We start from the raw sequence: 13,352 nt of genomic DNA, 5'->3' as shown, positions 1-13,352 counted from the left end.
GGCCGATTCCTGTTCGAAAATCGAAAGCAGGAACCGGCCGCGGGCCTCTGAGCGGACGGAGCCGGGTTACAGACCGACCTCGCGCATCAGCATGCCGACCTCGGTGTTGGTGAGGCGGCGCAGCCAGCCGGACTTCTGGTCGCCCAGCGGGATCGGCCCGAAGGACGTCCGTACGAGCCGCTCGACCGGGAAGCCGGCCTCGGCCAGCATCCGGCGGACGATGTGCTTGCGGCCCTCGTGGAGGGTCACCTCGACCAGGTAGTTCTTGCCGGTGTTCTCGACGACCCGGAAGTGGTCGGCGCGGGCGTACCCGTCCTCCAGCTGGATGCCGTCCTTGAGCCGCTTGCCCAGGTCGCGCGGGAGCGGTCCCTGGATGGCGGCCAGGTAGGTCTTCTTCACCCCGTACTTGGGGTGGGTCAGCCGGTGGGCCAGCTCGCCGTGGTTGGTGAGCATGATGATGCCCTCGGTCTCGGTGTCCAGCCGGCCGACGTGGAAGAGCCGCGTCTCACGGTTGGTGACGTAGTCGCCGAGGCACTGGCGGCCGTCCGGGTCCTCCATGGAGGAGACGACACCGGCGGGCTTGTTCAGCGCGAAGAAGAGGTACGACTGGGCGGCGACGGTCAGACCGTCGACCTTGATCTCGTCCTTGTGCACATCGACGCGCATGCCCTGCTCGACGACGATCTCGCCGTTGACCTCGACGCGGGACTGCTCGATCAGCTCCTCGCACGCACGGCGCGAGCCCATACCGGCCCGGGCGAGGACCTTCTGCAGCCGCTCGCCCTCCTGCTCGGCGCCCGGGTGGGTCTTGGGCGTCCTGATGTCGGGCTTGTTCGCGTACCTGTCCCGGTTGCGCTGCTCGATCTTGGCGTCGAGCTCACGCGGACGGGACGGGGCGCCCTGGCGACGCGGGCCGCCGCTCCTGCCGCCGGCCTGCGCGGGCTTCGGGCCGCCCTTGGCGCCGCCGCGGGCCGCCGCGCCGCGGCCCTTGCGGGGGCCGTCGCCGCCCGGCTTGTCGGCGCCCACGTCGTAGCGGCGCTCCTCGGGCCGGGGCCGGCGGGGACGCTGCTCCTGCTTGTCGTCGCGCCCGGCGCCGGCACCCCGGGGATTCCGGTTGCCGCCGCTCTTGCCGCTGCCGCTGTTCCTGCCACTGCTTCGCATCAAAATTCCGTCTTGTCGTCTGCGTGAGTATCCGGGGTGTCCGGTGCGTCCGGATCGAACGACGGCACACCCTCTAGCGTCTCAGCCTCGATCGCGTCCGCCTCGGGAAGGAAGGGCGCGAGCTCCGGGAGCTCATCCAGGCCACGCAGGCCCATCCGCTCCAGAAAGTAGTTCGTCGTCCTGTACAGGATCGCACCTGTTTCGGGTTCCGCGCCCGCTTCCTCGACGAGACCCCGCTGCAGCAGGGTCCGCATGACCCCGTCACAGTTCACACCGCGGACCGCGGAGACCCTCGACCGGCTGACCGGCTGGCGGTACGCGACCACCGCCAGGGTCTCCAGGGCCGCCTGCGTGAGACGGGCCTGCTGGCCGTCCAGGACGAAGCCCTCGACGGCCGCCGCGTACTCCGGGCGGGTATAGAAGCGCCAGCCGCCCGCGACCAGCCTCAGATCGAAACCTCGGCGCTGCACGGTGTACTCGTCGGCCAGCTCCCGCAGCGCGTCCGAGACGGCTCTGCGGGGCCGCTCCAGCACCTTGGCGAGGTGTTCCTCGGTGGCGGGCTCGTCGACGACCATGAGGACGGCCTCCAGGGCGGGCTTGAGATCAAGATCCGCGACGGTGGAGCCGGTGGTGTCCTGCTGACTCATGCCTTCACATCCTCGGAGACGTCCTGCACCTCGGCGTCGAACTCGTCCGTCACGACGGGCTCGGCCCCCTCTCCCCCGGCCCAGCGCACCAGGAGCTCGCCGAGCGCCTCGTCCTGGTCGAGCGCGACGGCCTTCTCCCGGTACAGCTCCAGCAGCGCGAGGAACCTGGCGACGACGGTGAGGGTGTCCTGGGCGTCCTCGGTGAGCACCCGGAAACTGATCTCCCCCGCCTCCCGCAGCCGCGCCACCACGATCTCGGCCTGTTCCCGCACGCTGACCAGCGGTGCATGGATGTGGTCGACGTACACCTGCGGCTTGGGCCTCGGCTGCATCGCCTTCACGGCCAGCTTGGCGAACCCCTCGGCCCCGATGCTGATGACGACCTCGGGCAGCAGCTCGGCATGGTGCGGCTCCAGCCCCACGGTCCGCGCAAAGCGCCGCCCCTCCGACTCCAGCCGGTCGCTGAAGATCTCCGCGATGCGCTTGTACGCGCGGTACTGGAGCAGCCGGGCGAAGAGCAGGTCCCGCGCTTCGAGCAGCGCCAGATCCGCCTCGTCCTCCACCTCGGCGGCGGGCAGCAGCCGGGCGGCCTTCAGATCGAGCAGGGTCGCGGCGACGACGAGGAACTCGGTGGTCTGGTCCAGATCCCAGTCCGGCCCCATGGCGCGGATGTGCGCCATGAACTCGTCGGTGACCTTGGACAGCGCGACTTCGGTCACATCCAGCTTGTGCTTGGAGATGAGCTGCAGAAGCAGATCGAACGGCCCCTCGAAGTTCGCCAGCCGAACAGTGAACCGCCCGTCGTCGGCGGGTTCGGGGGGCGAGCCGCCGGTTCCTGCCGGTACGACGGACTCGGGGGGTGAGCCGGGTGTTGTCGGTACGGCGGGCTCGGGGGGTGTTACGGGCGCCTCGGGGGCGTCGGCCCGGGCGGACGCCGCCGCATCGGCCACCGAGGGTTCCGGGGACGCTTGCGCGGCTTCGGGAAGAGACGGGGCGGCGGATTCACCGTCGATGCCCCCGTCCCCCGCCGGCCCCGGCGCAGGCCGACCGCCCGGGCCGCGGCCCAAGGGGCGGCGAGGGGTGCGGGCGGGCTCGTCGGTCGTCGGCATGAAGGTCCAGGGGCAAGCGGGATACGGGCGGCGGGCAGTGGCCCGTACGGGGCAGCCGGCGGCGGCACTCCGGGCAGGCTACCGGCGCCCCGCCGGTCAGCGGCCGCGCAGCCGCCGTACGAGGATGCTCGCGTCGCCCCGCGACTCCAGGTCCGCGAGAACCACCGCGACCGCCTCGCGGACGATCCGCCCGCGGTCGACCGCGAGCCCGTGCTCCCCGCGGAGCACGAGACGGGCGTGCTCGAGGTCCATCAGTTCCTCGGCCGAGACATAGACAGTGATCTTCTCGTCATGACGCTCCCGGCCGCTGGGCCGCCGGTTCGCCCCGCGCCCGCCTCCGCGCCTGCGCTGCTGCTGAACGGCAGGGGCGGGAACCGCCTCCTGCCCGGACGACGGCGCGGGCGACTGCGTGGACGGCGAGGACTGCTGAGGCCTGCGCCCCGGCTGCCCTGCCACCGCGCCCCGGTCACCGTCTCCGCCGCGGCTGCGCGATCCCCCCGCGTCGGCGTCGGCCGCGGAGTGCTCCTCCCGCGAAGGGGCAGCGGTGCCGGCTGCGGCCTCCGCCGCGCCCGCCCCGGATCCTTCGGCCGCGGGATCGCTCTCCCCGGCCGGACCGGGCACCCGGGCCTCGCCGTTCGCCTTGCGCCGCCGGTCCGCGGGGGACGAGGCCTGCAGCCCCATCCCCCCGGTGGTACGGAACAGTTCGTCGGCCCCGGGCAGACTCACTCGGCGTGACACCGGGCGAGCACCTCCCTGGCGAGCTGGCGATAGGCGGCGGCACCGACCGAGTTGGAGGCGTACGTGGTGATGGGCTCACCGGCGACCGTGGTCTCCGGGAAGCGCACCGTGCGCCCGATGACCGTGTGGTAGACGTGATCGTCGAAGGCCTCGACGACGCGCGCGAGGACCTCGCGGCTGTGCACCGTACGGGAGTCGTACATGGTGGCGAGGATGCCGTCGAGCTCCAGATCCGGGTTGAGCCGCTCCTGGACCTTCTCGATGGTCTCGGTGAGCAGCGCCACACCTCGCAGCGCGAAGAATTCGCACTCGAGCGGCACTATCACCTTGTGGGCCGCCGTCAGGGCGTTCACGGTGAGCAGCCCCAGCGAGGGCTGACAGTCGATCACGATGTAGTCGTAGTCGGCCATCAGCGGCTTCAGGGCGCGCTGCAGCGTGGACTCCCGGGCCACCTCGCTCACCAGCTGCACCTCGGCAGCCGACAGGTCGATGTTGCTGGGCAGCAGGTCCATGTTCGGGACCGCGGTCTTCAGCAGGACCTCGTCGGCCGACATGCCCCGCTCCATGAGCAGGTTGTAGACCGTGAGGTCGAGCTCCATCGGGTTGACGCCGAGCCCGACCGACAGGGCTCCCTGCGGGTCGAAGTCGACGAGCAGGACGCGGCGCCCGTACTCCGCGAGCGCGGCACCCAGGTTGATGGTCGACGTGGTCTTGCCGACGCCGCCCTTCTGGTTGCACATCGCGATGATCTTCGCGGGACCGTGATCGGTCAGCGGGCCGGGGATCGGGAAGTAGGGCAGGGGCCGACCGGTCGGGCCGATCCGCTCGCGGCGCTGGCGGGCAGCGTCGGGCGCGAGGGTGGCCGCGTACTCCGGATCGGGCTCGTACTCGGCGTCGGGGTCGTAGAAGTGCCCCTGGGGCACCTCGTCGAAGTCGGCGAAGTGGGCGGTCTCTCGGCCACTCTCGTTGCCGGCCATGGCGTTCACGTTTAGGCCGTCCATCATCTGGGGGGCTGTCGTCATGTGCTGGTGGGTGGCGAAGGTGCGGACAGCGACGGAGCCGACAGCCTCCAGCCCGTTCGGGCTCTGGCCCCGTGCAGGCATCCCTGGTTGAACACCCCCGGGAGTAAATGTCGACTCATTCACAAGTCGTCTTACCTCCTTGGACGTGACCAGGAAACTTATCGATAGGTCAGCGTGGCACCATGCCGACGATTGGCGACTCTATGGCGTGTCACCGCTCCGCAGCAACACAATCCGCCGGACCCGGCCCGATGTGTCGGCAATCGAACACCTCCCTGTCAAGGGCACGCAGCCACCCGGGCGCACTTTTGGCGGGTGCACGAATCGGTTGAAGGGTTACGTTCGAGACGAGTTGGACGGAGGCCTCACAGGGGCCCGGCATGCGTCCGGCCGGACCTTGCTGAGCAAGGTCCGGCCGGACGCATGAGGTTGACGGGAGATGTTGACCCGTCAGCCGAGAAGCGAGCTCAGCTCGACGTGATCCAGACCGTGGGCCTCGGCCACCTCGCGGTAAACGACCTGCCCGTCATGGGTGTTGAGGCCCTTGGCGAGTGCGGCGTCACGGCGCAGCGCCTCGGCCCAGCCGCGGTTGGCGAGCTCCACGATGTACGGCAGTGTGGCGTTGGTGAGGGCGTACGTGGAGGTGTTCGGCACCGCGCCCGGCATGTTCGCGACGCAGTAGAAGACCGAGTTGTGGACCATGAAGGTCGGCTCGGCGTGCGTCGTCGGACGCGAGTCCTCGAAGCAGCCGCCCTGATCGATTGCAATGTCGACAAGTACACTTCCGGGCTTCATCTTGGCGACGAGCTCGTTGGTGACCAGCTTCGGGGCCTTCGCACCGGGGATCAGCACGGCGCCCACGACGAGGTCGGCCTCGATGACGGCCTTCTCCAGCTCGAAGGCGTTGGAGACGACCGTCTTCACCTTGGTGCCGAAGACCTTGTCGGCCTCGCGCAGCTTGTTGATGTCCCGGTCGAGCAGCGTGACGTGGAAGCCGAGACCGACGGCGATCTGCGTGGCGTTCCAGCCGGAGACGCCGCCGCCGATGACAACGGCCTCAGCGGGCGCCGTGCCCGGGACGCCGCCCGGCAGCACGCCGCGGCCGCCGACCGAGCGCATCAGGTGGTAGGCGCCGACCTGCGGGGCCAGCCGGCCCGCGACCTCGGACATCGGGGCGAGCAGCGGCAGCGCGCGGCTCGCGGTCTCGACGGTCTCGTACGCGATCGCGGTGGTGCCGGACTCCAGCAGCGCGTCGGTGCACTCGCGGGAGGCGGCCAGGTGCAGGTAGGTGAAGAGCGTCTGGTCCTTGCGGAGGCGGTGGTACTCCTCGGCGACCGGCTCCTTGACCTTGAGCAGCAGGTCGGCGGTGGCCCAGACCTCGTCGGCGGTGGGGAGGATCTGCGCCCCGGCGGCGACGTACTCCTCGTCCGTGATGGAGGAGCCGGCCCCGGCGTTCTCCTCGACGACGACCTGGTGGCCGTGGCGTACGAGCTCGTTCACACCGGCGGGCGTGATCGCCACGCGGAACTCGTTGTTCTTGACTTCGCGGGGGATGCCGACCTTCACGTCGATCACGGTCCTTGGCTCAGAGGGTTACCCGGACATAGCTATACATACCCGGATAGACACAGCGTAAATGGAGACACCGCGAACACACGCGGCAGAGCCAGTCTAATGAAGGGCCTCGCGCTGTCTAGCCTTACAAAGCATTAATTTTCACTCACCGCACTACGGATTTCGTAGGCTGCACCCTCCTTGCCCAGCAATCTGTCGGCCAGGCCCCGGTGCAGCCGGGCCGCAGCCGAGTCGCCCAGCCGGTCGAGCGTGTCGGCCAGCCGCAGCTCCAGCGCCGCCTGCAGCCGCACGTCCCCGGCCCGCCTGGCCCACTCGACGGCCTCCTGACAGGTGTGCAGCGACTCCTGCGGCCGGCCCGCGTACTCCTGCACTCGGGCCGCCTCGCTCAGCGCCCGCGCCTGGGCCGGCACATCGCCGAGCCTGCGGTACCCGGCCGCGGCGGCCCGCCAGTTCCGCAGTGCCTCGCCGTACCGGCCGGCATAGGTGTGGACGGCGCCGAGCCGCCCGTACAGCCGCGCCTCGTCGGCCCGCTCGCCCTGGGTGAGCCGCTGCGCCAACGCCCGGCCGTACCAGTCGGAGGCCCGCTGGAAGTCCCCCAGCTCGGCGTAGGCACCGCCTACGGATTCCATCGCACGGCCGGTGGCGTACGGATCCTTCGCGGCCCGTGCGGCGTCCAGCGCGGCCCGGTAGCGGGTCAGCGCCTCCTGCGTACGGCCGGTCCTGGCATCGAGGTCGGCGAGATTGAGCAGTGCGGCGGCCCGTTCGCGCGGCAGTTCGCGCCGTTCGGCGACTGCCAGAACCAGACCGTGCAGTCCGTACAGCTCGGGCGCGGCCGCCTCGGTGCCCTGGTGCACGGCCAGCGCCCGCACCAGTGCGGCCACCAACCTCCTTGCCAGCGTGTCGAGTTCACCGTCCTCGACGGCAAGCCCGGCCGAGGCCAGCAGGGCGGGACGGCGGATCCGCAGCCATTCGGCGGCCGCATCGGGGCTGGGGAAACGCAGCGAGCGCGGCAGCCCGGCGAGCTTGCGGCGGGCCGGGGAACCCTCGGGCTCGGTGACCGCACGGCAGGATTGCAGCAGCCGTACGGTCCGCTCCAGCATCCGGGCTCTGGCGAGCTGGATCTCCGTCGGCCGGTCCCTGTCCTCCAGCAGCGCCCGCAGCAGCGGAGCGAGGCAGCCGGGCAGCTCGTACTGCGGCTGGTCCGCCCCATTGGTACTCAGCAGTCCCAGGGCCACGAAGTCGTCGAGGGTCGTCTGGGCCGCGGAGACGGAGCAGCCGGCCAGGGCGGAGGCCGTGTGGGCGTCGGCGAGTCCGGCGGGAGCGAGGGCCAGCAGTCGCAGTATCCGGGCGGCGGTCTGCGGCAGGGAGTCATGGACCAGCCGGAAGGCGCGCGCCAGCGGGCGGGCGCCGGTGGACTGCTCCGTGTCGTCCGGCAGCTCGCGCAGCTGTTTGGTGACATCGGCGACCGATGCCATGGGGTGGGCGGCGAGCCAGCCGCCGACCATGACCAGGGCGGCCGGCAGGCCGGCGCACTCCTCGGCGAGGGTCTCGGCGGTCCGCGGGTCGACGGTGATCCTGACCTGGCCGATGATGCGGGCGAGCAGCCGGACGGCGGAGCCCGCGTCCAGGCCGCCGATGGTGCAGGGGCGGACACCGGGGATACCGGTCAGCGGGCCCTCGGAGGTGGCGACGACCAGGCAGTCGGGGTTGTCCGGCAGCAGTGGGTCGACCTGTTCCGCATCCACGGCGTCGTCGAGGAGCAGCAGGGCGCGGCGCTCGGCGAGCGCCTCGCGGACCATTTCGGAGAGCTCGTCCCCGTCCGCGCCGGGCGGCCCCGTCACGCCCAGCTGGTCGAGCAGCTCACGGGCGGTGCGCTCGGTGGGGACGGGTGCGCCGCCGGGGTCGGTGAGCCGGGCCCGGAGCAGGCCGTCGGGGTGGTCGCCGGTGGAGAGCAGCCGGCCGGTGAGCTCGCCGGCGAGTGCGGTGCGTCCGGAGCCGGGGCGTCCGGCGATCAGCAGGACCCGGGCGCGGGCGGCCTTGCGACCGGCCAGGGTATCCAGTCCGGCCCGTTCGATGTCGGCTCGCAGCGCCTTCAACTCACGGTCGCGGCCGAAGAATTGGGGTGGGACGGTGCTGGACGGCTCCTCGGTTCCCGCTGCCTCGGCCGGGCCGCTGGTGTCCACCGCCTGATCCGTCACGGGCCACGCTCCACTTCGCTGCACGCGTTGCCCGCCGGGACTCCGGCCAGGGCATTCCGAGCGTAGTTCAGGCGTGTGGACGAATTCCGTGGAGCATGGCGCAGAGGTCCCCCGATCGGATCAGCATCTATTCCGATCGGAGGACGCCGGTGAAGCGTTCAGCTGCCCCTACGGGCGGTCGGACCTCGAACGATCCCTGCGACCGCGGGACCTCGAACAATCCTTACGAACCGTCAGACCGCTGACCGTCAGGCCTCGAACGGGCGGGCCGGCCACGGCGCCTCGGCCGGACGCAGCGACTCGATCCCGTCACCGGCGAGCACCGTCGCGAGCGAAAGGACGCCCACCACGAGGCAGTTGTTGTGCAGATCCCCGGCGAGCACCCCCCGAACCAGCTCCTGGAGCGGCACCCGGGCCAGCTCCATGTCGGCCTCTTCCTCGGAGACCTCGAAGCGCTCCCCGTCGGCCTCGGACAGATTCCGGGCCAGGAAGATCCGTACGGCCTCGTCGCAGCCGCCCGGCGTGGTGTAGACGTCGGTCAGCACCCGCCAGTCCTCGGCCTTGACGTACGCCTCCTCGTAGAGCTCTCGCTGGGCCGCGTGCAGCGGGTTCTCACCGGGGATGTCGAGCAGTCCCGCCGGGATCTCCCAGAGCTTGTGGCGCACCGGGTGGCGGTACTGCCGCAGCACGACGACCCGGTCCTCCTCGTCGAGCGCGAGCACGGCGACCGAGCCCGGGTGGACCTGGTAGTCGCGGCGTACGACCGTGCCGTCGGGCATCACCACTTCATCGGTGCGGACGCTGGTCTTGTTGCCGGTGAAGGGCGTCTCGGTCGCGGTGACCTGCCACTCCTCGGGCGTGTCCTGGAAACCCATCTACGTCCTCCCACAAAAAACAGAAACCGGGGCACGCATCCTCAGTGGATCCGTACCCCGGTCAACGTTAATGCCTGTGTCCCGCCGGACTACTTGCCCGACGTGGTGCCCTGCTTGCCACCGGCCCCGGCACCCGTCTTGCGCTCGACGGCCGCCTTCACCAGGCCCGCGAAGAGCGGGTGCGGGCGGGTCGGACGGGAGCGGAGCTCCGGGTGCGCCTGGGTGGCGACCAGATAGGGGTGGATCTCGCGCGGGTACTCGACGTACTCGACGAGCTTGTTGTCCGGGGAAGTGCCGGAGAAGACCAGACCGGCCTTCTTCTCCAGCTCTGCGCGGTAGGCGTTGTTGACCTCGTAGCGGTGGCGGTGGCGCTCCTCCACGTACGGCTGGTCGTCGTACGCCTCACGGACCAGCGAGCCCTCGGCGAGCTTCGCCGGGTACAGGCCGAGCCGCATGGTGCCGCCCAGGTCGCCCGCGCCCTCGACGTACGCCAGCTGCTCCTCCATCGTCGAGATGACGGGGTGCGATGTGGCGGCGTCGAACTCGGTGGAGTTGGCGTCGGGGATCTCGGCGAGGTTGCGCGCCGCCTCGATCACGATGCACTGCAGGCCGAGGCAGAGGCCGAGCAGCGGCACCTTGTTCTCGCGGGCGTACTGGATGGCGCCGATCTTGCCGTTGACACCGCGGTCGCCGAAGCCGCCGGGGACACAGATCGCGTCGACGTCGGAGAGCTGCCTGGCAGCCCCGGCCGGGGTCTTGCAGTCGTCGGAGGCGACCCACTTGACCTTGACCCGGGCCTTGTTCGCAAAGCCGCCGGCCCGGATGGCCTCGGTGACCGAGAGATACGCGTCGGGCAGGTCGATGTACTTGCCCACAAGCGCGACGGTGATCTCGTGGTCGGGGTTGTGGACGCGGTCCAGCAGGTCGTCCCAGGTGGTCCAGTCGACATCGCGGAACGGCAGGTCGAGCTTGCGCACGACGTACGCGTCCAGGCCCTCGGTGTGCAGCACCTTCGGGATGTCGTAGATCGACTTGGCGTCCACGCAGGCCACCACTGCGGCCTCGTCGACGTCGCACATCAGCGAGATCTTGCGCTTGATGGCGGTCGGTACGTCACGGTCGGCGCGCAGCACGATGGCGTCGGGCTGGATGCCGATGTTGCGCAGCGCGGCGACGGAGTGCTGGGTCGGCTTGGTCTTGAGCTCGCCGGACGGGCCGATGTAGGGCAGCAGCGAGATGTGCACGACGAAGACGTTGTCCCGGCCGACCTCGTGACGGACCTGGCGGACGGTCTCCAGGAACGGCAGCGACTCGATGTCGCCGACCGTGCCGCCGACCTCGGTGATGACGACGTCGACGTCGTCGGTCGCCATGCGGCGGATGCGGTGCTTGATCTCGTTGGTGATGTGCGGGATGACCTGCACGGTGTCACCGAGGTACTCGCCGCGCCGCTCCTTGGCGATCACCTGCGAGTAGACCTGGCCGGTGGTGACGTTGGCGGACCCGTCGAGGTCGACGTCGAGGAAGCGCTCGTAGTGGCCGATGTCCAGGTCGGTCTCGGCGCCGTCGTTGGTGACGAACACCTCACCGTGCTGGAAGGGGTTCATCGTGCCCGGGTCGACGTTCAGATACGGGTCGAGCTTCTGCATGGTGACCCGAAGGCCGCGCGCCTTGAGCAGGGCACCGAGGCTGGAGGCAGTCAGACCCTTGCCGAGGGAAGAGGCGACACCCCCGGTGACGAAGATGTGCTTGGTCGTCGTGGATGTGGGCTGCATAGCCAAAGGGGGCTCCCGTGGTCGCGATCGTGAGGTGCGTGCCGGCGTTGCCGTCCGGAGATTCCGGAGGTGCCGTCGCTGCGGTTCGGGGGCCTCGTCTGCTGTTGCGAACGACCACCGGTCCACGGGCTACCAGGGTATCAGCGACAAAGGGAGCCTGCTTCCGGCCGCGCTCCGCATGCCGACCGCACAAGATCGACGTCGGCCCCTCCCGCCCCACCCGTTCGGCTCAGACGCTTTGCTGAGACCGTCGCGCAGATCATCCGGGTGCGTCGTATCCTGCTCGGACACTCGCTCCGGGCGAGGCACCGAGCTCGCAGGTTCCCCCACAACGCCCCCTGCGACGACCTCATTACCTGCAGTAATGCCCCACGGGGCGACATGGCCGTTCGACTGGAGATGCACGTGGCCGGGCGCATCGAGGATTACGCACTCATCGGAGACATGCAGACCGCCGCCCTGGTCTGCCGGGACGGCACAGTGGACTGGCTGTGCCTTCCCCGCTTCGATTCGCACGCTATTTTCGCGGGACTGCTGGGTACCGAGGAGCACGGCTTCTGGCGCCTGGGACCGGCGCGGGAGGACGGGGCGGAGCCGCCGTCCGCGGACCGCCGCCGTTACCGCGGGGACTCCCTCATCCTGGAATCGGAATGGGATACACCGCGCGGAACGGTCAGAGTGACCGATTTCATGCCGCCTCGTGACGGTGCACCGCAGGTGATCCGGATCGTGGAGGGGATCAGCGGCCGGGTGCCGATGCGCTCCGAGCTGCGGATGCGGTTCAGCTACGGGCGGGTCACACCGTGGGTCCACAAGGTCGACGGCCGTACGGTCGCCGTCGCCGGCCCGGACTCCGTCTGGCTGGACACCCCCGCCGACACCTTCGGCGAGAACCTGACGACGTACTCCGATTTCACGGTCGCGCCCGGGGACCGGATCGCGTTCACGATCAGCTGGCAGCCTTCGCACCACGAACCGCCCGGTCTTCCGGACCCGGAGAGTTCGCTGGACGCGACCGCGGACTTCTGGCGTGAATGGATCGAGCAGTGCACATACCACGGGCCCTACCGCGAGGCCGTGGTCCGCTCCCTGATCACCCTCAAGGCCCTGACGTACGCGCCGACCGGCGGCATCGTCGCCGCGCCGACCACCTCCCTGCCGGAGGACATCGGCGGCTCCCGGAACTGGGACTATCGCTACACCTGGCTGCGTGACGCCGCGATCACCCTCTCCTCCCTGCTGCGCACCGGCTACCGCGAGGAGGCTCGCGCCTGGCGCGAGTGGCTGCTGAGGGCGGTCGCCGGCGACCCGGAGAACCTGCAGATCATGTACGGCATCGCGGGCGAGCGCGAGCTGGGCGAGGCCGAGCTGGACTGGCTGCCCGGTTACGAGAACTCCGGCCCGGTCCGGGTCGGCAACGGCGCGGCGGGCCAGCTCCAGCTGGACGTGTACGGCGAGGTCATCGAGGCACTGCACCTCGCTCATATGACGGGCCTGACCCGCAACGACTACGCGACGGGCCTCCAGCTCAAGCTGATCGAGTACCTGGAGAAGCACTGGGACGAGCCGGACGAGGGCATCTGGGAGGTGCGCGGCCCGCGCCGCCACTTCGTCCACTCGAAGGTGATGGCCTGGGTCGCCGTCGACCGCACCATCAAGCTGATCGAGTCCGGGGACGCGGAAGGGCCGCTGGAGCGGCTGCGGGAGCTGCGCGACGACATCCACCGCGATGTCTGCGACCGGGGCTACGACAAGGAACGCAACACCTTCACCCAGTCCTACGGATCGAAGGAACTGGACGCCTCGCTCCTCCTGATCCCTCAGATGGGCTTCCTGCCGCCGGACGACAAGCGCGTGATCGGCACGATCGAGGCGATCCAGCGCGAGCTGTCCACGGAGGACGGCTTCGTGCTGCGCTACCCCACCAAGGGCGAGGACGCGGGCGTCGACGGCCTGGAGGGCGACGAGGGCGCGTTCCTGGCCTGCTCGTTCTGGCTGGCGGACGACCTGGCGATGATCGGCCGGGTCGACGAGGCACGCCAGCTCTTCGAGCGGCTGCTGTCCCTGCGCAATGATCTGGGCCTGCTGGCGGAGGAGTGGGATCCCCGGCTGCAGCGCCAGGTGGGGAACTTCCCCCAGGCGTTCAGCCATGTGCCGCTGATCGACACGGCACTGCGCCTGACGGCGAGCGGGGCGTACGTCGGCTGATCTCGGGGAGGGGGCGGGCGGCGTATGCCGGGCCCGCCCCCTGC

The 13,352-nt window shown here is 70.2% G+C and carries 10 protein-coding genes; 1 reads left to right on the top strand and 9 read right to left on the bottom strand.

The features are described 5' to 3' along the window. Positions 1-66 precede the first annotated feature (66 nt). The 9 genes from ACFVYE_RS05145 to ACFVYE_RS05105 form a co-directional block, all read right to left on the bottom strand. Positions 67-1,161, bottom strand: coding sequence for a pseudouridine synthase (locus ACFVYE_RS05145; protein ID WP_383974288.1), 1,095 nt, complete (start codon positions 1,159-1,161; stop codon positions 67-69). Continuing rightward, a complete protein-coding gene (gene scpB / locus ACFVYE_RS05140) occupies positions 1,161-1,808 on the bottom strand; it encodes an SMC-Scp complex subunit ScpB (protein WP_383974291.1) in 648 nt (215 codons plus the stop codon). Before scpB ends, ACFVYE_RS05145 begins: the two co-directional genes overlap by 1 nt. After that, entirely contained in the window at positions 1,805-2,917 is a 1,113-nt protein-coding gene (locus ACFVYE_RS05135) for a segregation/condensation protein A (protein WP_383974294.1), read from the bottom strand. Before ACFVYE_RS05135 ends, scpB begins: the two co-directional genes overlap by 4 nt. Before the next feature lie 96 nt (positions 2,918-3,013). After that, a complete protein-coding gene (locus ACFVYE_RS05130; RefSeq protein ID WP_383974297.1) occupies positions 3,014-3,643 on the bottom strand; it encodes a hypothetical protein in 630 nt (209 codons plus the stop codon). Continuing rightward, positions 3,640-4,758 carry a ParA family protein gene (locus ACFVYE_RS05125; protein WP_093893768.1) on the bottom strand — a complete coding sequence of 373 codons (1,119 nt, stop codon included), beginning with the start codon at positions 4,756-4,758 and terminating at the stop codon, positions 3,640-3,642. Before ACFVYE_RS05125 ends, ACFVYE_RS05130 begins: the two co-directional genes overlap by 4 nt. A 369-nt stretch (positions 4,759-5,127) precedes the next feature. Then, the gene (ald, locus tag ACFVYE_RS05120) at positions 5,128-6,243 is read right to left on the bottom strand and encodes an alanine dehydrogenase (protein ID WP_383978475.1); all 1,116 of its coding nucleotides are present in this window, start codon (positions 6,241-6,243) and stop codon (positions 5,128-5,130) included. 143 nt (positions 6,244-6,386) lie between these two features. Then, complete coding sequence (locus ACFVYE_RS05115) at positions 6,387-8,450, bottom strand: tetratricopeptide repeat protein (protein WP_383978469.1); 2,064 nt, start codon at positions 8,448-8,450, stop codon at positions 6,387-6,389. A 248-nt stretch (positions 8,451-8,698) separates the two neighbouring features. Next, entirely contained in the window at positions 8,699-9,325 is a 627-nt protein-coding gene (locus ACFVYE_RS05110) for an NUDIX domain-containing protein (RefSeq protein ID WP_383978472.1), read from the bottom strand. Positions 9,326-9,414: 89 nt separating this feature from the next. Next, positions 9,415-11,100, bottom strand: coding sequence for a CTP synthase (locus tag ACFVYE_RS05105; RefSeq protein WP_383072365.1), 1,686 nt, complete (start codon positions 11,098-11,100; stop codon positions 9,415-9,417). Positions 11,101-11,505: 405 nt separating this feature from the next. On the opposite strand from ACFVYE_RS05105, the gene ACFVYE_RS05100 reads away from it, so the two are divergent. Next, positions 11,506-13,308 carry a glycoside hydrolase family 15 protein gene (locus ACFVYE_RS05100; protein ID WP_389604443.1) on the top strand — a complete coding sequence of 601 codons (1,803 nt, stop codon included), beginning with the start codon at positions 11,506-11,508 and terminating at the stop codon, positions 13,306-13,308. The last annotated feature ends 44 nt before the right edge of the window (positions 13,309-13,352 follow it).

The sequence above is a fragment of the Streptomyces sp. NPDC058239 genome (assembly GCF_042882185.1).
In the GTDB taxonomy this organism is placed as follows: Bacteria; Actinomycetota; Actinomycetes; order Streptomycetales; family Streptomycetaceae; genus Streptomyces.
The sequence above is the reverse complement of the archived record's forward strand: the minus strand, read 5'-3'. Positions and strand labels throughout refer to the sequence as shown.

Bases quoted from the DNA above. Each gene is read 5' to 3' on its own strand.
- ACFVYE_RS05105 (WP_383072365.1), bottom strand. From the start codon at position 11,100: ATGCAGCCCACATCCACGACGACCAAGCACATCTTCGTCACCGGGGGT.
- ACFVYE_RS05110 (WP_383978472.1), bottom strand. From the start codon at position 9,325: ATGGGTTTCCAGGACACGCCCGAGGAGTGGCAGGTCACCGCGACCGAG.
- ACFVYE_RS05135 (WP_383974294.1), bottom strand. From the start codon at position 2,917: ATGCCGACGACCGACGAGCCCGCCCGCACCCCTCGCCGCCCCTTGGGC.
- ACFVYE_RS05145 (WP_383974288.1), bottom strand. From the start codon at position 1,161: ATGCGAAGCAGTGGCAGGAACAGCGGCAGCGGCAAGAGCGGCGGCAAC.
- scpB (WP_383974291.1), bottom strand. From the start codon at position 1,808: ATGAGTCAGCAGGACACCACCGGCTCCACCGTCGCGGATCTTGATCTC.
- ACFVYE_RS05125 (WP_093893768.1), bottom strand. From the start codon at position 4,758: ATGCCTGCACGGGGCCAGAGCCCGAACGGGCTGGAGGCTGTCGGCTCC.